This is a genomic window from Candidatus Villigracilis affinis (genome assembly GCF_016705895.1).
GTDB lineage: Bacteria > Chloroflexota > Anaerolineae > Anaerolineales > Villigracilaceae > Villigracilis > Villigracilis affinis.
The window spans coordinates 77,490-97,898 of record NZ_JADJKT010000023.1 but is presented as its reverse complement, the minus strand read 5'-3'; the positions used below and the strand labels follow the sequence as shown (position 1 = coordinate 97,898).

Here is a 20,409-nt window from a genome sequence, read left to right as displayed (position 1 = left end):
CACAAACCGGGATTCCTCCCATCCATGAGAGGAATCCCGGCCTACTATGCGACTCGCCTGCTTCTTTAGAGGCTTGCGCTTCGCCTTGTCTTCCGGAGTTGGATTGTGCCTACCGATAAAGTGTATCGAGATTGGTGCTCACCGTTAATACGATCACACGCTCGCCCGTTTTGGCGCTCATATCTGTATGAAAGCTGATAAGTTTACAGCCGATAATTTTTTCGATCATTTCATCGAAGACCGGGCGTGAGGTTTCGAACAACTTACGGCGCGTCTCTTTGACTAATGCCTGTCCTTCGGTGGTTTCTGCGAGCTTGCGGTCTGCTGCTGTAAGAACGCCGCGCAGTCGGATCAGGACCATGTCGTTGATGAAGAATGTGCGTGCATCCACCGGGCCATGCCCGAGATATTCCTTCTCGAACCTGACCAATGCCTGGGTGATTTCCGCTTCAGCTTCTCCGCGGGTTTTTGATTTCATAATCATTCTGTACCGCCTGTTTTACGGTTTTTTCAAATCCATGAAGAATGGCGTAATAGGCGAGCGCAGCGCCGTAGGTAATCATTAGAATGAGGTCCAATATCCTGAATACCAGAAATGCTTTCATGCTGTACACCTTTCCTGAAAAACAAAAAAGACCAACGCTTATAGAAAGCGATGGTCTTGCGTTTCATTTCAGACAGCCGGGAAATCTCTTTCCGTCATGACGACTGCCCATCCCGAAGAGACGGGTGGCTACTCCCCATCGGAGTAACTAGAGTATACAGGATGCAGACACACAAGTCAACCCGGTTTGCAGTCGTTTTTTGAACACTTTCTTTGTTCTGATCTTTTTACCACTTGCCCCAAATATAAAATTCCTGTATCCTTTGCTGAGGCAGCGGAGTTCTTTGTAACACCATTTCATTACACAGGAGCGGCAAATGGAACAGGTTCTTCCTACACAGGCACGGGTGGTCATTATTGGCGGCGGGGTTATCGGATGCAGCACGGCGTATCATCTTGCAAAACTTGGCTGGACGGATGTCGTCATTCTCGAACGCAAACAGCTTACCTCTGGAACCACATGGCATGCCGCGGGGCTGGTGGTGTGCGGCGGATTTTATACCGAGACCATGCTCGAACTTGCGCATTACACCCGCGAGTTATATCGCAACCTCGAAAAAGAAACTGGCGTCTCCACTGGATTCAAACCGATCGGCTACATTCAGGCTGCGAGTTCTGCGTCTCGTTTGCGATTTCTTCGCAAGAACGCCGCCTTCGCCCGCTCGCTTGGCATCGAGGCGCAAGAGATTACGCCATCGCAATTCAAGGAACTCTGGCCGCTGGCTGACCCCAAAGGTGTGACCGCTGGATTTTATTTCCCCGACGATGGACGCGCCAACCCTGTGGATGTGACCATGAGCCTTGCGAAGGGCGCGCGCGACATGGGAGTGCGCATCTTTGAGAACGTTGAAGTTGCTTCTGTTACGAAGAAGAATGGTTACGCTGTGGGTGTGACCACCACCACAGGTCACGCCATTGCCGCCGAATATGTGATCAACTGCGGCGGCATGTGGGGACGGAAGATCGGCGCGCTGGCAGGTGTGGATGTCCCTCTGCAAGCCACCGAACATTATTATTTGCTGACCGAACCCATCGAAGGCGTGCATCCGAACCTGCCCATCCTCGAAGATGTGGACACGTATTCCTACTTCCGCGAAGAAGTGGGCGGATTGATGCTCGGCTTGTTCGAGCCTGTTGCCAAACCGTGGGGCGTGAATGGTATTCCCAAAGACTTTGCCTTCGGAGAAATTCAACCTGATTGGGATCGCATGTCGCCGTATATCGAAGCCGCGATGGAGCGCGTGCCTGTGCTGAAAACAGCGGGCATCAAAAAACTATTCTGCGGCCCCGAAAGTTTCACCGCCGATATGACCATGCTCGTCGGCGAAGCGCCTGAATTGAAGAATTTCTACGTGGCCGCTGGTATGAACTCGCTCGGCATTTTGCTCGGCGGCGGAGTCGGTCACACCCTCGCGCATTGGATCGTGGACGGAGTCCCGCCGCTGGATGTGGGCGAGATCAACATTGACCGTATGCTGCCGTATCAAAATAATCAGCGCTATTTGAATGACCGTGTGGTGGAAATTCTTGGCATGATGTACAAGGAGACTTTCCCCAACTCGCAGTTGCAGACGGCGCGCAATGTGCGCAAATCCATTTTGCATGAGAAGCTGGAGAAGCTCGGCGCGTTCTTTGGCTCGTCCGCGGGCTGGGAATATGCGGACTGGTTCGCTCCCGAAGGAAAAGAAGCCAAAGTTGAAAAATATAGCTGGGATAGGCAGAACTGGTTCGAGTACAACGCCGCCGAACACAAAGCCTGCCGCGAAGATGTGATTCTCATGGACACTTCGATGATGTCCAAATTCCTTGTGCAGGGACGCGACGCGCAAAAGATGCTCGATAGAATTTCCGTCAGCAATATCAACGTGCCAGTCGGGAAGATCGTCTATACCGAGTGGCTGAATGTCCGCGGCGGCATCGAAGCGGATTTGACCGTCACCCGCATCGGCGAAGAATCCTTCATGGTGGTTTGCTCCGACCTTGCGCATCGCCATGTGGAAACGTGGATGAAGCGTCACATCGAAGCGGATGAGCAAGTCTTCATCGTGGATATGACTTCGGCGTATGCGCTCATCAACGTGCAGGGACCGAAATCCCGTGAGTTGCTCAGCCGCCTCTCCAGCGCGGATCTGTCGAACGAGTCTTTCCCGTACATGTCCATGAAAGAGATCGATGTGCATTATGCGAAGGCGCTGGCGTTCCGCGTGACGTATCAGGGTGAACTTGGCTACGAGTTATACATCCCCACCGAATTTGCGCCGACAACGTTTGACGCGCTTCTCGAAGCAGGCAAAGACTTGGGCGTGAAACTGGCAGGGATGCAAACCCTCAACACCCTCCGCATCGAAAAAGGCTATCGCGATTACGGTCACGATATTGATCTGACGGATACTCCGCTCGAAGCAGGCTTGAGCTTTCTTGTGGACTTCAACAAGCCGAACGGTTTCATCGGCAAGGAAGCACTGCTCAAACAAAAAGAAGCAGGTCCGCTCAAGAAGCGATTCATCCAATTGATTCTGGATGACCCCGAGCCTTTGCTGTATTACGGTGAGATGATCTATCGCAACGGAAAGATCGTCGGCTACGTCCGCTCTGGGGCGTATGGGTTTACGTTGGGTGGGGCGGTGGGACTGTCCATCATTGAGGATGATGAGCCGATCAACGAGGAATATATCAAGAACAGCAAGTTTGAGGTTGAGGTCAACAACGTGATGTATTCTGCAAAAGCATCATTGCGTCCGTTGTATGACCCGAAGAATGAAAGAGTGAAGTCCTGAGGAGTACGGACTTAAGTCCTCACTTCCAGGGAGAGAATTTTTATTGTTCGCCGATCAACTGTCGGCTGGGATGGATGCGGGTTCACATCCGCAAAACAGAGATTAAAATCACATGACATATAAGGTAAAGTATGCAATAATTTCGGAAATTAAAGCACGACCCATATAATCGTAATAACAAATCCACGCCATTTCGGAGGAGAGATGTACAGACTGAAACTTACATCGTTGTTTTTTATTATTATATTCGTGGTGACCAGCTTGCTTGGTTGCCAGCAAAATGCTCCTGCCAATTCCGCGCAGAACGGCATCACGATCGTCATCCCTGAAGACCCACCCTCTTTCAACCCCATTATTGCCGATACGGGTTACGATGCCCTCGTGATGGAACTGGTCATGTTGGGGTTGAGTGATGTTGACCCCGAAGGCAAGGTCTTCCCTGAATTGGCGGCAGAACTCCCCACCATTGAAAACGGGGATGTTGTGATGAATGAGGACGCAGGCACAATGACCGTGACCTGGAAAATGCGTGAGGATGTGCAGTGGGCGGATGGAACTCCTGTCACCGCTGACGATGTGATCTTCACCTACGAATCGATCATTAATCCCGAAACGGGTGGCTGGATCCCAGGCATTGACTATATCGACAGTGTGGAGAAAGTGGACGACCATTCCTTCACGATTTCCTACAATAGCATTTATCCTGGTTACCTGACCCAGTTTGGCGGCGAGCAGGTTGTGATCTGGCCTGCGCATTACTGCGATGCTTCGCAGGGATTTGCTTCGTGGGAATGTGCCCGCAAGCCATTAAGCAACGGGCCTTTCGTTTTGACCGAATGGGTCAATGGCGACCATATGACCTTTGTGAAGAATGAAAAATATTTCGAGCAGGGCAAGCCTGGCATCGATACGGTGACGATCCGTATCATTCCCGATCAATCTGTGCGCAAGACGATGCTCATTAACGGTGACGCCGATCTCGACATGTGGACGAACGAGCAAATGGTCTCTGATCTGCAGGGCGAGGCTAATGTGAGCGTGGATCCCAGCCCCACCAATCGCTGGGTGATGCGTATCTTTTTCAACCTTGCGGCCAAAGGCACTACCGACCCAGTGGCGACACCTCATCCCATTTTGTCTGACCTGCGCGTGCGGCAGGCAATCCGCGCCGCAATTGACGTGGATACGATCTCGAAGGAATTCTTCCTCGGGTATGCCAAGCCCGCTTGGACTGAATTCTTCCGCCCGCCTTATGTGTGCGATATTCCGCGCCCCGTGTTTGACCCCGCTGCCGCATCCGCCTTGTTGGATGAAGCAGGCTGGAAGGACACGGACGGCGATGGAGTCCGTGAATGCCGCGGCTGTAAAACCGCCGAGGAAGGCTACGTGATGGAAATGGAATTCATCACCTATGCGGAATACGGCGAACCCCTGGAATTGACACAGCAATATATTGCCGAGTTGTTAGGCAAGATCGGCATCAAACTTAATCTGACCGTTGTGGAGGGCAGTGTATTGTGGGCTGCTTCAACAGACGGCGGCATCGAACAAAGCGGTAACTTTGATATGGATATTTGGGATGACGGCTATGCCGGTGTTGACCCGACCGATTATCTTTGGAGCTACTATTCCACAGATGCCGCTGTTCCAGATGCGGGCTATAACTACAGCCGTTGGTCGAACGAGCAATTCGATACCCTGCTGGGCGGCGTTTACACGCTCGATGAAGAACAGCGCAAGAAGGATTTCTGCGAGATGGCTTCCATTTTGGATGCGGAATTGCCTGAGCTGCTGCTCTTCACCGCTTCAAATGCCGATGCGCACACGGTTCGTCTGGAAAACGTGCAATCTTCCACGAATGACCTTGTCACCTGGAACGCCGCAAACTGGGTTTTGAAGTAACTTGGCTACCTACATTCTTCGGCGATTGCTTCAAACAGTCGGCTTGCTGGCTTTGCTCAGTGTCCTGCTTTTTGCGCTGGTCAACCTTGCGCCGGGCGGACCGCTTGCAGGTCAGGGACAGAGCCGCCATATTGATCCAGACAAAGCGGAATTGTTGAAGCGTCAATTCGGCCTCGATAAACCTTTGCCGACCCAATATCTCGTCTGGCTGGTGGGGAATGATTGGATGCAGGTGGATAAGGATGGTGATGGAACACTGGATAGTTACGGCACAAGGCACGGCATTTTGCGCGGTGACTTCGGTTTTTCGTTCCGCACCCGCCAGCCGGTGTTGACCGAGATCGGTCAGCGCCTTCCGAACACGATCTACCTGATGACGATCACGATGGGAGTCGCGGTTCTGATCGCGCTTCCCATCGGCATCATTTCAGCCATTCGGCAGTATTCCACTTTCGATATCACAGTCACGACATTTTCGTTTGCGGGACAGGCCATTCCTGAGTTTTGGTTGGGATTGATCCTGATCTTGATCTTCTACGCTTGGTTGAAAAATCCATTTACAGGCGAGCCATTGCTGCCACCGGGCGGCATGACTTCCACCAACAGTGTCGGCTTTGACCTTGGCGACCGCATCCTTCACCTTATTTTGCCTGTGACCACTGGCGCACTTGGCTGGGTGGCATGGTATTCCCGCTTTCTCCGCTCCAGCATGCTTGAAGTGATCCATCAAGATTACATTCGGACGGCGCGTGCCAAGGGACTTTCGAATATCAAGGTGATGTACAAACACGCCCTGCGGAATGCGCTCATTCCACTCGTCACCTTGCTGGCGCTTGACCTTCCTTATATCTTTGGCGGCGCGATTTTCGTTGAGATCCTATTTTCATGGCCGGGCATGGGCAGGTTGTATTATCAAGCCGCGCTTGACCGGGATTACCCCATTTTGTTGGCTGTGTTGATCATCGGCGCGGGGTTCATCATTCTCTCGAACCTGTTGGCCGATATCGTTTATGCCTATCTTGATCCCCGCATCCGTTTTGAGTAGCCGATGAACAGACCAGAATCCAATCATCCTCTTGTAGGCGAATTACAGGCATCCGCCATTACTTTTCAATCGGCAAGCATGGGAGCGGGCGTATGGAAGCGTTTCCGCAAACATCCCGGTGCGATCTTCGGCTTCATCGTCATTTTCATATTGGCGGCCCTGACCCTGCTTGCACCGCTTTCTCCGTATGACCCTGAAGCGTCGAACCTTCCAGAAAGAAATAATGCACCTTCATTGAGTCACCCGATGGGCACGGATGCGCTGGGACGTGACCTGTTTACCCGTGTGCTTTTCGGCGGCCGCATTTCACTGACAGTGGGCGCGCTGGTCGTTGTGATCTCACTCTTGATCGGTGTTCCCATTGGCGCGTTGGCTGGCTATTATGGCGGCGTTTTGGATGGCATCCTGATGCGCTTCACGGATTCCTTTCTTTCGTTGCCGTCTTTTCTTGTGCTCATTTTGCTTAGTGCAATTCTGCGTGAGGTGGATGCTCCATTATTTGAGCGCAATAACGTGCTGACGATCAGCATGGTCATCGGCGTTTTTGGATGGACCACATTTGCGCGATTGGTGCGGGCGACCTTCCTCACGCTTCGCGAAACGGACTTTGTATCTGCTTCGCGTGCCCTGGGCGGATCTGACCTTCGGATCATCGCCAGTCATATCCTGCCGAATGCCATTGGCCCGATCATCGTGGAAGCCACATTGGAATTCGGATACGCGATCATCGAAGAGTCTGGATTGAGTTTTCTGGGGTTTGGTATTCAACCGCCCACGCCTTCATGGGGTAATTTGTTGAGCAACGCGCAGGAACACTTCACGAAATATCCGTGGCTGGCGATCTTCCCGGGGTTGATGATCTTCTTGAGCATCATTTCCATTAATTACATCGGTGATGGCTTGCGCGATGCGTTCGATCCCTATAAGGTGCTTGAAAAAGTTGGAGAAGTGTAAGCACGTTTTGGTTCCTTGCAGCACCGGGGTTAGAGCTGTTCCTTACCGATAAAGCACTGTAAATATTCGCACAAAGGAGAATTGTATGTCTGGCAATCGACCCGCACTTGAGCCACTTCGTTCTGCATTTCGAGTCCAGTATCTCACCGATGAGCAGTTGGATAAACTTCAGAATGCCACGCTGGAGATCCTTGAAAATGTTGGCATAAAATTCCCTTCAGAGAAGGCGCTGAATGTGTTTGCTGAACACGGCGCGCAGGTTGACCGGGCCACTCAGATTGTCAAAATAAAACGCGACATGGTTTTCAATGCGATGAAAACCGTGCCGCGTTTTTTTGTGATGGGTTCACGCCTTCCCGAATATGATTTAAACCTTCAGGAGGGAACGACTTACTTCACCACTGATGGCTGCGGCGTGGAAGTGGTGGACCTCGAAACCAGACAATACCGCCCTTCAAGCAAGGCGGATGTGGGTATGATGGCGCGCGTTGCCGATTACCTGCCGTCGATCGGCTTTTACTGGCCGATGGTCAGCGCGCAGGATTGCGGGCGCACCTCTCCGCTGCATGAATTGGAAGTGGGCTGGAATAATACGGTCAAGCATTTTCAATCCGAGACCATTATGGGTGGGCGTGAAGCGGCTTATGCTGTGGAAATGGCGACGGTCATCTCGGGCAGCAGGGAGGAATTGCGCAAACGGCCTCCATTATCTTCGCTGATTTGTACGGTCTCGCCGCTCATGCAGGACCAGCCCGGCATTGAGGCCGCGATGGTTTTTGCAGAGGCGGGAATCCCTGTCGGTTTTTTGGCCATGCCAACGTTAGGGACGACCGCTCCGTCCACTCAGGCGGGCGCATTGGCCATGGGCGATGCGGAGATCATCAGCGCCACTGTCCTCATGCAGTTGATGTTCCCCGGCTGCCCGATCTATCATTCGATGATGCAGGCGTGGGCTGATATGCGGACCGGCGGCTATGTCAGTTATCCGCGTGATGCGCGCGGCCGTTATGGCGTTGTGGATATGGCGCATCATTGGGGTATGCCTTCATTGGGCGCCTGTTATGGCACAGACTCGGTGATCACTGGCACATGGCAGGCGGCCGCTGAGCCTGCACTTGACCCCTTCCTTGCGGGGCTTGCCAGTCCGGAGATCGTCACGGGTATGGGGTTGTCACGTACATACACGCGTCTGTTTCCCGAGCAGATCATTCTCGATGATGACCTGTACCAGCGGGCCCGCGCATATTTACAGCGCATGGATGTAGATGATGATTCGCTTGCAATGGAGGCCATTCGAAATGTTGGGCCGGGCGGACATTTCCTCGGACAGAAACATACCCGCGCTCATATGAAGACATCCCTCGTACGCGGCGTGACCCATGAACTGGATGCGCAGAATAAATACCGTGATCCCATTGAAGTGGCGCGTGAGCGTGTACGCTGGATCATCGAAAATCATCAGCCCGAACCGCTCGAAAAAAGCCAGCAGGAAGAACTATCTCGCATCGTTGCCGCAGCGGATAAAGAATTGGGGTAACCGCAAAGACACGAAGGCAACAAGTCACCAAGAAAACTTTGAGTCTTCATGTCTTTGTGCCTTCGTGGTAAATGAACGCCTGTTTTATTACGAAATAAGATTCAAGAAAGAAAACCATGGAAACAGACTTGAGGGTTCTATCGGATAACGAGATCACGCAAGTTCATGAACGCACGCTCTCGATTCTTGCAACCACCGGCGTGCGCGTGGATACGGAGCGGGGTCGAAAACTTCTCAAAAAGGCCGGCGCGGATGTTAATCCCATTTCACATGTTGTGCGTTTTCCGCGCGGCATGGTGGAAGATTGTTTGAAACTGGCTCCGCGTAAGTTCTCTTTGGGTGGAAGGCGGCCCAATTGGGAATTCCCGTTGAACGCCAATCGTTGTTCGCTCGTGGCCGATGGCGGCGCATCCTTTGCGATTGATGAACAGACTGGGGAACGCCGCGAGGCAAATTATCAGGACTGGTTGGGTGCCACACGCATGATCGATTCTTTGGATGATGTGGGCGTCTATTGGGCGATGGTGGACCCGGGCTTTTTTCAAAAATCAAGCGGTGATTATGTCGGTTATCTGCGCCAGATGGTGCGGAATTTTTCGAAGCACTTGCAGGATTGCACGCACACCGTGGAGGAATCGCGCTGGTTGCTTGAAGTGTTGAGCACCGTGTTTGGCGGAAAAGAAAACATCCGTAAATTGAATCCGTTTTCATTTTTGGTCACACCGATCTCGCCCATGGTGTTCGAAGCAGAGCACACCGACGCGTATCTTGAAATGGTCGATTGGGGCATCCCCGTTGCGATCATGCCCATGCCGATGATGGGCGGAACGTCTCCCGCCAGTTTGATCTCCACTGTTTTGCTGGCCAATTGTGAAACGCTTGCCATGCTTTGTCTGGTGCAGGCTGCTTCACCGGGTACGCCGGTCATCTATGCGGCCTCGCCTGCGATCATGGATCCATACACCGGCCGTTTTACAGGCAGCGAAGTGGAACACGGCCTGATGGGCGCAGCCATAACAGAGATGGCGCGCTCGTATGGCCTGCCTGTTGAAACATCCGCTGGCAGCACGGGACATTACGTGCCGGGCGTCCGCGCCAGCTATGAACGCGCATTGAATTGGGTGATGGCCACGCTGTCATGGCCAGACCTGTTGGTGGGTCCCGGTCAATTGGGTGGATCCTTGCTCCTCAGCCTTGAGCAACTGTTGATCGATGTGGAAGTATTTCATCGTTCGTCGCGGCTTTCGCGCGGAATTGACACCCGCGTCGAAGAATGGCTCGAAGTTGATCTTGCCTCCGTTGGGCACGGTGGAAATTTCCTGAGTCGCCGATCCACACGAAATGCACTACGAAACGGTGAAGTATATATGACAGACTACGACGCGCGCGATTCCTACGAAGCCTGGTCTGCTTCAGGAAAACCAACCCTCATGGATGAGTTAAAGCCAAAAGTGCAGGAGATATTAAACTCCCACGTCTCACTGCCTTTGGATGAGAATGTCGAACGCGAACTTGAAAAGATCGAGCAGCGCGCCCGTGACGGAATAAAGATCGTTTAAAAAGAGGAGCCATCCCATGCGTTTTCAAAGTCAGCTTCTAAGCGATTCTGAAAAGGAACAGATTCACAAAGAGGCATTAAATATTTTGCAGAATACAGGCGCAAAATTTCACAGCCAAAAAGCCTTGAAATTATTGGAATCAAATGGCGCCCGCATCGACTGGGACAAAAAGATCGCATACATTCCTTCTGAATTGGTCGAGCAGGCACTCAAGACAACACCGTCATCTTTTGTACTGGGAGCCCGCAATCCTAAATTCGACTACCCCATGCCCTCGCCTGTCTCGCGGTTTTGTCTCGATGGTACCGGGTCCTTTGCCCAGGATTTTTATACGGGTGAACATCGCTACGGCACAATAAAAGACAACGAAAATGGATTGCGTATCTTTCAAACCATGGATATGGGTGTGATGGCCTGGCCTCCCACCTCCGCCGAAGACAAACCCGCCTACTCCCGTCCGCTGCATGAATGGGCGGCGATGATGAAGTTTTGTTCGAAGCACGGCGAACACGAACTGCATTTCGTCAACCAGGCTCCGTATTTTGCCGAGATGCTCACAACCGTTCTTGGAAGCGAAGATGAAGTCCGCGCGCGGCATGCCTACTCTCTGACCTATTGTCCCGTTTCCCCGCTCATTCATGATGGCCCCATGATGGATGCATATCTTGAAGTGGGAAGTTTGGATGTCCCCATCATGGTGCTTCCCATGCCTGCACCCGGTATGACAGGTCCTGCAAGTCTATTCAGCGCGATTTGTCTTGCCGATGCCGAGGCGCTTTCGTCGATCGTCACATATCAACTTGCACACCCGGGCCGCCCAATGATCTTCAGCAGCGCCACAGGCACAATGGATATGCGGAATGGCGCATTTTTGGGCGGCACGCCTGAAATGGGATTGATGTCTGCTGCGCTGATTGAAATGGGACGTTACTACGATCTTCCCTCCACCTCAGCTGGTTGCACAGCCGACGCACGGGAGCCAGGGGCAGATGCCGTGCTCGAGAAGATCATCACCACCATCCCGCCGGTGCTGGCAGGTTCAGATATCATTCTCGGCATCGGCGTCATCGAAAGCGACCAGCTCCTTGTCCTCGAACAGATCATTGTTGATAATGAGATTGCGCATTTCTGTGAGCGCATCTTTCAAGGGGTGGATTCTGCTCCCGGTAGAGTCCTTACCAACGACATTCAAAATGTAGGCCCAGGCGGAAATTTCCTCTCGCGTAAATCCACGCTCGAATTTGCGCGCAGCAAGGAAGTCTATTTCTCCAACTTACTGGATCGCCATACAGCCGATCAATGGCTGCAGCTTGGAAAACCGTCCATGTATTCGACCGCTCGTAAAAAAGTGGAGGAGATCCTTGCCGGGCCGCTGTTGGACCCATTGTCTGATGAGATCGTGAGCAGGCTGGATGAAATCCTCATAAGAGCAGACCGCGAACTTGGGTAGATTCTTCCTTCCCTGTGAGGAGTTGGATGACAGGCCGTGTATATACACGGCCTGTTTCATTAAGGATTGTACAAATCCGCTTAAGTGAATGGATTGTTCAAAAAGGTATAATGACCTCTATCCATCATGCGAAACTTGTCTTTTATCATGCGTTCGGCTCAGTACTTTTTTGCTTTTTTCGTAATCGCATTTGTAACGGCGGTCTTGTTCGTTTTACGTGAGGCACTGGATACCACTCTGGTGGCACTTTTGTACTTAGTTCCGCTTGGGCTGGTTACAGCCTTTCTGGGATTTGGCCCCGGCATCGCCAGCGCATTGATGACATTCCTGGCATTCAATTATTTTTTCATAAAACCCTACTACACTTTTGCGGTACATCGCCCAACGGATGTGGTGATCCTGGTCATATTTTTGATCGTGGCAATTGTGATCAGTCAGCTGGTTGGGCGGATGCAAGTTAGCCTAGCCGCCGCAACTGCGCGCGAGCGTGAAGCCACTCAACTCTATGAATTGAGCGCCGCTTTGGCTGGCTTGCATGATGAGCTTGTTATTGCGCAGATACTGGCAAAACAAGTACAGGCGGTTTCACAAGGGGAGGCAGTTGAAGTAAGCATTGTGGGGGGGAAGCCTTTTGAATTTAACCTGCCTGATGCCAGCCCGCCTCAACGATTCCCTGAATGGGTTGTTCCCATAGAAGCGGCTCGAGGTGTTCTCGGGACGATCCGTGTTTGGAGAACAGGACCAGCCCTAACGTCCAGCGAGAAGCGGTTATTGCAAACATTCGCCAGCCAGGGGGCTGTGGCCCTTGAGCGGGCACGGCTTGCGCAAGCAGAGTCCCGTGCCCGCGTCCTGGAAGAGAGCGATCATTTGAAATCTATTCTTTTATCTTCCGTATCGCATGAATTGAGAACGCCGCTCTCCACCATCAAAGCAGCGGCTTCAAGTTTGCGGAGCAATGAAATTAACTGGGACTCTCCCGTGCGGCCGGAGTTGATCGCCGCCATTGATGATGAGGCCGACCATTTGAATATTCTGGTTGGCAATTTGCTTGATATGTCGCGGATCGAGTCGGGTGCACTTAAGCCAAAGCGTGAGTGGAATATTTTGGCCGAGATCGTCGGGAGTGTGCTGGCGCGTATGAAGCACCTGACCGATGGCCATCGCCTTGAAGTGGATGTGTCCGAGAACCTGCCGCTTGTGCCTGTGGACTATGTACAAATGGAACAGGTATTTACGAACCTGTTGAGCAATGGAGTGAAATATGCTCCAGAGAATACCCTGATACGGGTGCAGGCTTTTGTGGAAAATGATTTTGTCCATGTCGTGGTCGGCAATCAGGGTCCTCAAATACCACAGGAGCACCTTGAGCGAATATTCGATAAGTTCTTTCGCATCACTGCCGCAGATCGTGTGACTGGAACCGGGCTTGGACTTTCGATATGCAAGGGAATTGTCGAAGCGCATAATGGGCGGCTCTGGGCGGAAAATGTTTCCGATGGGTTGGCTTTCAATTTCACTCTGCCCTTGATCTGGGATGGCATGTCGCCTCCCAAACTTCCGATGGACACGGAGACCGAATGAGTAATGCACCGCATATTCTCGTCGTGGATGATGAACCGCAGATCCAGCGCGCGATACGTACCATTCTGACAGAAAAGGGGTTTAAGGTCACCGTAGCGAGCAGTGGAAATGAAGGGCTTACGCTGGCTGCGACAAATGAACCCGATATTGTGATCCTAGATCTGGGTCTGCCTGATATGGACGGCGTGGAGGTTTGCATCCGCTTGCGCGAGTGGACACAATGCCCGATCATTATTCTTTCAGTACGAGATAGCGAGCACGATAAGGTTGCCGCGTTGGACAAAGGCGCAGACGATTACCTGACGAAGCCTTTTGGTATCGAGGAGTTGTTGGCGCGTGTGCGTGTGGCGCTGCGCCATTCTGCAGGAAGACAGGGAGCCCAAAGTAAAGTGGTCAGGGCTGGGGAGTTGACGATCGACCTTGGCTTGGCACATCGTCAAACGCGGGGATGATGAAGTCAAATTGACGGGTACCGAGTACAAATTGCTGGCTTATTTGGCTGGCAACCATGGGCGTGTGCTTACACACCAAAGTATTCTTTCAAATGTATGGGACCCGGCCGATGCAAATCACACCGAATATTTGCGCGTGTATATGCGCCAGCTGCGTAAGAAATTGGAACTTGACCCTGAGCGCCCGCAGTATATCCTCACCGAGCCTGGAATTGGCTATCGTTTCATCGCGGATGAATAAATAAATTGAAATTCATGTTCTACCTTACAGCGCCCTTGCAAAAGGGCGTTTTTATTTGTTCTTTATACGATTGCCTGGAATTTTTGTCACCGTTTTATGCGCAGTGGATAGGATTTACGTATCTGTGAGGTGATATGAAAAAGACCGATGTAAACCTTCCCACTTTTGTTGTGTCCACCGCTTCTCCCGCGGACTTTCCACCTGTTCGTCGCCTGATCGTGCTCGTTCCTGAATCCGACTTGGATATTGCCATGGTGGCGCGGAGACTCAGGGAATTAGCGAATGCTTTTGGAAATCACATCCTTCTGTTTGGCCTGAGCAAGGATGCCACACATGAGCCAGGTCTGCGCAGACAGGTTGTGGCTTTATCTGCAATGTTAAGGGACGAACATATCCTCGTTGATTCAAAGGTCGAAATTGGCAGCAATTGGCCGAATGCCCTTCACTCTGAGCTGCGTTATGAGGATGTGATCGCCTGTTTCTCGGCGCAATACCCGGGCTTTGCCCGCAAGCCTCTGCACCAATTTCTGGAATCGAATTTGAAATCCACAGTTTATGTACTTGATGGCGCTCTCCGTCAGAAATCTCGCCTGCCTTCAAAGTGGATTTCTGAAACTTTAGCCTGGGGTGGGTCTATAGGGCTTGTTCTCGGCTTCTTTTGGCTGCAAACGAGGATCGTTCAATTGCCGCATGATTGGAGCCATACACTCCTGCTCTACTTATCCCTTTTTGCTGAAGTTGGCGGGATCTGGTTGTGGAACAAGCTGGTCGATTAGCCCGCGAAAGCGAATCCTGAATTAAGTTGGAATATATGATCAATACAAACGAAAATAAGAACTCACAAACCTCCATTATTGAACTGGATATTGATTACAAACCGCCGCGTACCTTGCGTTCCTGGCTCATTGGCCGTCCTTTATCCACTGCCGATGCATCCCATCAAACAATTGGCAAAGTCGTTGGGCTGGCTGTGTTTGCCTCCGATGCACTTTCCTCCACCGCATATGCCACCCAGGAAATTTTGGGTGTCATTGCCGCCGCCGGGACGATTGCCTATGGATACCTGTTTCCCATCTCTCTTGCCATTATTACCTTGCTGGCGATCGTAACTATTTCCTACGAACAGACGATTCACGCCTACCCCGGTGGAGGTGGCGCCTATATTGTGGCACGTGACAACCTCGGTGAACTCCCAGCGCAGACAGCGGGCGCGGCGCTGCTTACCGATTACATCCTGACTGTGTCCGTTTCCATTTCTGCGGGTGTCGCCCAGATCGTATCTGCCTACCCTGAGTTGTTTCCATATCGGGTGGCGATTGCGGTGATCGCAGTGCTTTTGGTCATGTTGGTAAACCTGAGGGGTGTAAAAGAGTCTGGCACAGCGTTTGCCATCCCAACTTATTTCTTTGTAGTTCTAATGGTCGCCACTGTGGGATATGGAATATTCCGCTACTTTACCGGTTCGTTGGGAATGGTGGTGGACCCTCCGCATTTTGAAGCCAGCCATGTGATCTCGGTCATTACGCCCTTTATTTTGCTTCACGCATTCGCCAATGGCACCACCGCCCTGACAGGTGTGGAGGCGATCTCCAATGGCATTACCGCTTTCAAGGAACCTCGCAGTAAGAACGCAGGCATTACCCTGGTGTGGATGTCTTTGATCCTTGGCGCTTTATTTCTCGGGCTTTCATTTTTGACCGGAAAAGTACACGCCGTGTTTTCAGAAGAGGAAACCGTTATCTCCCAACTGGCGAGGACGATTTACGGAGGCAGGGGAATTCCGTACCTGATGTTGCTAACCGGCACAACGGTCATCTTGATCATGGCTGCGAACACGGCCTTTGCAGATTTCCCCCGCCTGGGAGCGCTTCACGCGGGCGATGGCTTTCTTCCGCGTCAGCTCACGTATCGTGGGAGTCGTTTGGTTTATTCGCGTGGTATTGTGTCTCTGGCGGTCATTGCCTCTTTGTTGATCATTATTTTTCAGGCCAGTGTGACTCGTCTTATTCCGCTTTATGCGATTGGCGTGTTCCTTTCCTTCACGCTCTCACAGGCGGGTATGGCACGCCGTTGGTGGAAGATAGGTCATCTGAAAGAGGGTGTCGAGATCGTCGAGCCTGGTTCCACGCTGAAGTATGAAAGTGGATGGCAATATAGAATGCTGATTAACGGGTTCGGTGCCATTTGCACAGCAGTTGTGATGGTTGTTTTTGCCGTCACAAAATTCTCGGAAGGCGCCTGGGTTGTGCTTATTTTGACCCCAGTTTTGGTGGGCATCTTCTTTTCGATCCATCATCACTACAAGGGGCTTGCCAAAAAGCTCTCCCTTGATAATTTCGGGGCCATTCCCCCGCAAGCCATTCGCCATCGTGTCATTGTGCCGGTGAGTGGTGTCCATCAGGGTACACTGGCCGCGCTTCATTATGCGCGCATGTTATCAGATGATATTACAGCGGTTCATGTCACAATTGAACCAGCGGAAGCGGAAAAGGTCCGCCAGAAATGGGAGACATGGGGTGAAGGGGTCCGCATTGTGATGCTGGCTTCTCCATATCGACTCTTTCTTGAACCTTTGCTGGGATATATTTCGGCCATTTCCCGTCAACGTCAGCCCGGCGAAACCATCACGATTGTTGTGCCTGAATTTGTTTCAGACAGTCGCGTGACCGCTTTATTGCATACGAATACAGCTGACTTGCTTCGTAGTCAGCTGAAGCGTCAACATGGCATTGTAATTATCAACGTGCCGTATCATGTACACGAATGAGATAAGCAGGGGATAGAGTACTAGATTTAATAAGAAAGAATAACAGTATGATTCTGACACGTTGAAAAAAATGTCAGAAAAGATAGACCTCCTGGTGAAGTTTGTGATGGCTGACAAATTCACTGGGAGGCCTTTTTTATTCCGTCCAATCGGCGAAATGCCACGATTTACCCTTGACAAAATTTACTATACGCCGTATATTTACAGTGTATAGTAAATAAGGAGTCAATATGGTCAGGCCCAGCAAAAAACAACAGATACCCAATCTTCAAGAAGCCATCAAAGAAACGGCATGGAATCAGATCGCTGAATTCGGTGCGCCCGCCTTATCCCTGCGGGCGATTGCGCGAGCCTTGAATATCACCGCGCCCGCCATCTACAATTATTTTCCAGACCGTGATGCGCTGGTGACTGCGCTCATCATTGATGCCTACACTTCTTTTGGAGATTTTCAACTCGCCGCGCGCGATGCGATTCCCGCTGATCAGCTCATTGAGCGTCTCAAAGCGATTGGCGAAATGTACCGTCAGTGGGCGAGGACGTATCCTCAGCGGTATCAATTGATCTTTGGTACGCCTCTTCCAGGCTATCAAGCCCCCCTAATGGAAGTTCTGCCATCTGGGGCACGTTCGTTGAGTGCGTTGGTCAGTGTAATTGACGATTTGCGTATAGCCAATAAATTACAGTCACAAGATTACCCGAAGATCCAGCCTGGGTACGAGCCCCAGTTTGAAGTTTGGAAGGGATTCGCCGGCAATTACGACATCCTCTCCCTTTCCGTTTCCATGATCATTTGGAGCCGTGTGCATGGATTGGTCTCATTGGAGATCTCTAACAATCTGCCGCCCTTTGGCGTGGATGGGTCTGCCCTCTATCATTATGAACTCGAGTCGATTGTCAGGCAGTTTGTAAAGGAGTAACCATGAAAACTTTAATCCTAGATGGATCTCTTTCGAGCGACGCGATGGGTGGGCGGGTCGTGAGTCATTTGCAAAATAACCTTGCCGCGCGCGGATGGTCTTCCGAGACGGTGACTTTGCGTGAGAAAAAGATCGGCAACTGCGCAGGTGATTTTTTCTGCTGGATGCGCAGCCCTGGCGTATGCAACGTGGATGACGATAATCGCGACATCGCCGAAAAAATCATTGCAAGCGACCTTGTCATTTATCTCACGCCCATCACGTTTGGCGGATATTCTTCCACGCTCAAACGCATGGTCGATCATCAAATTCAAAACATCTCGCCTTTCTTCACCAGTATCAACGGTGAGATCCATCACCAGAAGCGTTACGCATCGTATCCGCACGTTGTCACCATTGGCTGGCTCGATGGGCCCAACGCAAATGCCGAATCGGTTTTTCGGCATCTGGCCTACCGTAATTCGCTCAACATGTATTCACAAGTGAATGTCTGTGGAGTTGCTTACGGAAACCAAACCCATGATGAATTGGATGCCTCGCTGAATCTCTGGCTGACGAAAACCGAACGCTTCGAATCGGACCCCGTGCCTGCTCTGCCAACCCAAAGCATTTCCTCCGCTGTTGCCACTCCCGTTCGCCGTGCCTTGCTTCTTGTAGGCAGTCCGCGTACGCGCAAGAGCACATCCGCATCCCTTGGCGGATATTTATTCGACCAATTGAATCGCCTCGGCGTGGAAATAGAAACCATGCAGATCTACACCTCGCTCAATTCACAGGAACGCATGAAAACCATGTACGAGGCGGTTGACCGCGCCGATTTGATCGTGCTCGCTTTCCCACTGTATGTGGATAGCCTGCCCGCGCCTGTGATCTCTGCACTTGAAAAAATAAATCAACATTGCCTGGGTAAACCATCCCGCGCAAGATTCGCCGCGATCGCAAACTGTGGATTTCCCGAAGCGCATCACAACGACACGGCTCTGGCCGTCTGTGCAGAATTTGCCAGTTCCAATGGCCTTGAATGGATGGGCTCCCTTGCTCTCGGTGGCGGTGAAGGATTGGTTCACGGTGTCCCACTCGCTGAAATGGACGGCCGAGCCATCCCCATCAAGAGATCTCTCGACCTCGCCGCGGAAGCACTCGCAAGCGGACAGCCCATTCCTCAATCTGCGCGTGATTTGCTGGCCAAGCCAGTCATTCCCAACTGGCTTTACAAAATGTTCGGCGGCTTTGGCTGGAAACAGCAGGCCAAACAATATGGTGTGCAAGACCAACTTAAAGCAAGACCATATTTATTGGAAACCAAAGGAAAATAAAAATGTACAACGTATCCATCACCCGTCTTCGTGTTCGCTCCATCTTTTATATGCCCGTATTCCTGCTCCATGCCCTGCGGACCGGTACACAGGCGCAAAAAGCAGATGGCATTCTCGGCGTGGAAACCCGCTTCGAAAAAAACAACGTGGTTTGGACAAAAACCGCCTGGACAGATGAAGCCGCAATGAAAAAATACCGCGGTTCTGGTGCACACCAGATCGCCATGCGCGTCCTCTCTGAATTGTGCAATGAAGCCTCCGTTGCGCGCTGGCAGCAACTCGAAACTGACCTGCCAACTTGGGAGGATGCCCACCACCGTATGTTGACCGAAGGCAAACTTTCCAAGGTCAAGCATCCTTCACCTTTGCATGCCGCTGGGCGCACCGCGCCAGAGTTGATGCAATCAGGTTTCACCGCTCCCAACCCGCCAGCGTAGAGAGAATACTTTATGAATCTCGCGAAAAACTGGCCGTTGCTTCATCCTGTCGCGCGACGTGTTCAAGGTGGTTTCTTTGAGAATGGCGGCATCCGCCTGCATTACGTCACACTTGGCGAAGGTCCGCTTGTGGTGTTGATTCACGGCTTCCCTGAATTTTGGTATTCGTGGCGGCATCAGATCGAGGCGTTATCTGCAAATTACCAAGTGGTGGCAATTGACCAGCGCGGATTCAATGAGTCGGGTAGACCCGCTTCTACAGATGGGTATCGGGTGGAGCGGTTGGTAGAAGATGTCGCAGCGTTGATGCAGCATCTCGGACGGAAGCAGGCCGTGATCGTCGGTCATGACGCGGGGGCCTGGCTGGCGTGGCATTTCGCGGCGATCCATCCCGAATTGACGGAGCGTCTCGTCATCCTGAGCGTTCCCCATCCCAATGCATTGCGCGAAGAACTTGCAGAGCGCGGCGAGCAATACGAGGCCAGTGAGTATGCGCGGACAATGTCGAAGGAAGGCGCGAAGCCAATGTTTCGCACATGGCAAATCAGCTTACTACTCGACCCGCTTGCGTTCCCGCTGTATCTTGCGGCAGACCGCCGTACCGACCCCGATGCGATTACATCGTTTTATCGGCTGAGTTATCCGCGCGAGCCGTATGCATTGGATGAAAATTTGACGATGATCGAAGCGCCAACCCTGGTGATTCACGGGAAGCGTGACCGTTTCTTGATTGCATCGGGGCATGAGCACAATGCGCGCTGGCTCAAGCATGAACCGAAGACCGTGATGCTCGATGCCGACCATTTTGTCCATCAGGAAAAGCCCGATGAAGTGAATAGAATTATTTTGGATTGGTTGAAATAAAGG

Annotated in this window: 17 protein-coding genes; 16 read left to right on the top strand and 1 reads right to left on the bottom strand. The window is 51.9% G+C overall.

Translation table 11 applies throughout. The features are described 5' to 3' along the window. Positions 1–109: 109 nt before the first annotated feature. On the bottom strand, positions 110–478 hold the full coding sequence (locus IPI86_RS09630) for a DUF2294 domain-containing protein (protein ID WP_345297789.1): 369 nt from the start codon (positions 476–478) through the stop codon (positions 110–112). 443 nt (positions 479–921) lie between these two features. Here IPI86_RS09630 and IPI86_RS09625 point away from each other — a divergent pair, with 443 nt between their 5' ends. The 16 genes from IPI86_RS09625 (at position 922) to IPI86_RS09550 (ending at position 20,406) form a co-directional block, all read left to right on the top strand. Then, positions 922–3,381 (top strand): FAD-dependent oxidoreductase, encoded by a 2,460-nt coding sequence (locus tag IPI86_RS09625; RefSeq protein WP_345297788.1) that lies wholly within the window; start codon positions 922–924, stop codon positions 3,379–3,381. A 204-nt stretch (positions 3,382–3,585) separates the two neighbouring features. Continuing rightward, positions 3,586–5,283 (top strand): peptide ABC transporter substrate-binding protein, encoded by a 1,698-nt coding sequence (locus IPI86_RS09620; RefSeq protein WP_345297787.1) that lies wholly within the window; start codon positions 3,586–3,588, stop codon positions 5,281–5,283. A gap of 1 nt (position 5,284) precedes the next feature. Next, positions 5,285–6,328, top strand: a complete 1,044-nt coding sequence (locus IPI86_RS09615) for an ABC transporter permease (protein WP_345297786.1) — start codon at positions 5,285–5,287, stop codon at positions 6,326–6,328. A gap of 3 nt (positions 6,329–6,331) precedes the next feature. After that, positions 6,332–7,282, top strand: a complete 951-nt coding sequence (locus tag IPI86_RS09610) for an ABC transporter permease (RefSeq protein WP_345297785.1) — start codon at positions 6,332–6,334, stop codon at positions 7,280–7,282. An 85-nt stretch (positions 7,283–7,367) separates the two neighbouring features. After that, the gene (locus IPI86_RS09605) at positions 7,368–8,819 is read left to right on the top strand and encodes a trimethylamine methyltransferase family protein (protein WP_345297784.1); all 1,452 of its coding nucleotides are present in this window, start codon (positions 7,368–7,370) and stop codon (positions 8,817–8,819) included. Positions 8,820–8,935: 116 nt separating this feature from the next. Further along, positions 8,936–10,378 (top strand): trimethylamine methyltransferase family protein, encoded by a 1,443-nt coding sequence (locus IPI86_RS09600; protein WP_345297783.1) that lies wholly within the window; start codon positions 8,936–8,938, stop codon positions 10,376–10,378. Positions 10,379–10,394: 16 nt separating this feature from the next. Next, entirely contained in the window at positions 10,395–11,828 is a 1,434-nt protein-coding gene (locus IPI86_RS09595) for a trimethylamine methyltransferase family protein (RefSeq protein ID WP_345297782.1), read from the top strand. Positions 11,829–11,954: 126 nt separating this feature from the next. After that, the gene (locus tag IPI86_RS09590) at positions 11,955–13,409 is read left to right on the top strand and encodes an ATP-binding protein (RefSeq protein ID WP_345297781.1); all 1,455 of its coding nucleotides are present in this window, start codon (positions 11,955–11,957) and stop codon (positions 13,407–13,409) included. After that, positions 13,406–13,861, top strand: coding sequence for a response regulator (locus tag IPI86_RS09585; protein WP_345297780.1), 456 nt, complete (start codon positions 13,406–13,408; stop codon positions 13,859–13,861). The genes IPI86_RS09590 and IPI86_RS09585 overlap by 4 nt, the downstream gene beginning before the upstream one ends. Next, the gene (locus IPI86_RS09580) at positions 13,830–14,102 is read left to right on the top strand and encodes a winged helix-turn-helix domain-containing protein (protein ID WP_345297779.1); all 273 of its coding nucleotides are present in this window, start codon (positions 13,830–13,832) and stop codon (positions 14,100–14,102) included. The genes IPI86_RS09585 and IPI86_RS09580 overlap by 32 nt, the downstream gene beginning before the upstream one ends. 134 nt (positions 14,103–14,236) lie before the next feature. Further along, positions 14,237–14,878, top strand: a complete 642-nt coding sequence (locus IPI86_RS09575) for a hypothetical protein (RefSeq protein ID WP_345297778.1) — start codon at positions 14,237–14,239, stop codon at positions 14,876–14,878. A 35-nt stretch (positions 14,879–14,913) separates the two neighbouring features. Next, positions 14,914–16,869 (top strand): APC family permease, encoded by a 1,956-nt coding sequence (locus IPI86_RS09570; RefSeq protein ID WP_345297777.1) that lies wholly within the window; start codon positions 14,914–14,916, stop codon positions 16,867–16,869. 230 nt (positions 16,870–17,099) lie between these two features. Next, positions 17,100–17,789 carry a TetR/AcrR family transcriptional regulator gene (locus tag IPI86_RS09565; protein WP_345297776.1) on the top strand — a complete coding sequence of 230 codons (690 nt, stop codon included), beginning with the start codon at positions 17,100–17,102 and terminating at the stop codon, positions 17,787–17,789. A gap of 2 nt (positions 17,790–17,791) precedes the next feature. After that, positions 17,792–19,105 (top strand): NAD(P)H-dependent oxidoreductase, encoded by a 1,314-nt coding sequence (locus IPI86_RS09560; RefSeq protein WP_345297775.1) that lies wholly within the window; start codon positions 17,792–17,794, stop codon positions 19,103–19,105. Positions 19,106–19,107: 2 nt separating this feature from the next. Continuing rightward, the gene (locus IPI86_RS09555) at positions 19,108–19,542 is read left to right on the top strand and encodes a hypothetical protein (RefSeq protein WP_345297774.1); all 435 of its coding nucleotides are present in this window, start codon (positions 19,108–19,110) and stop codon (positions 19,540–19,542) included. A gap of 12 nt (positions 19,543–19,554) precedes the next feature. After that, positions 19,555–20,406, top strand: a complete 852-nt coding sequence (locus tag IPI86_RS09550) for an alpha/beta hydrolase (protein WP_345297773.1) — start codon at positions 19,555–19,557, stop codon at positions 20,404–20,406. Positions 20,407–20,409 lie beyond the last annotated feature (3 nt).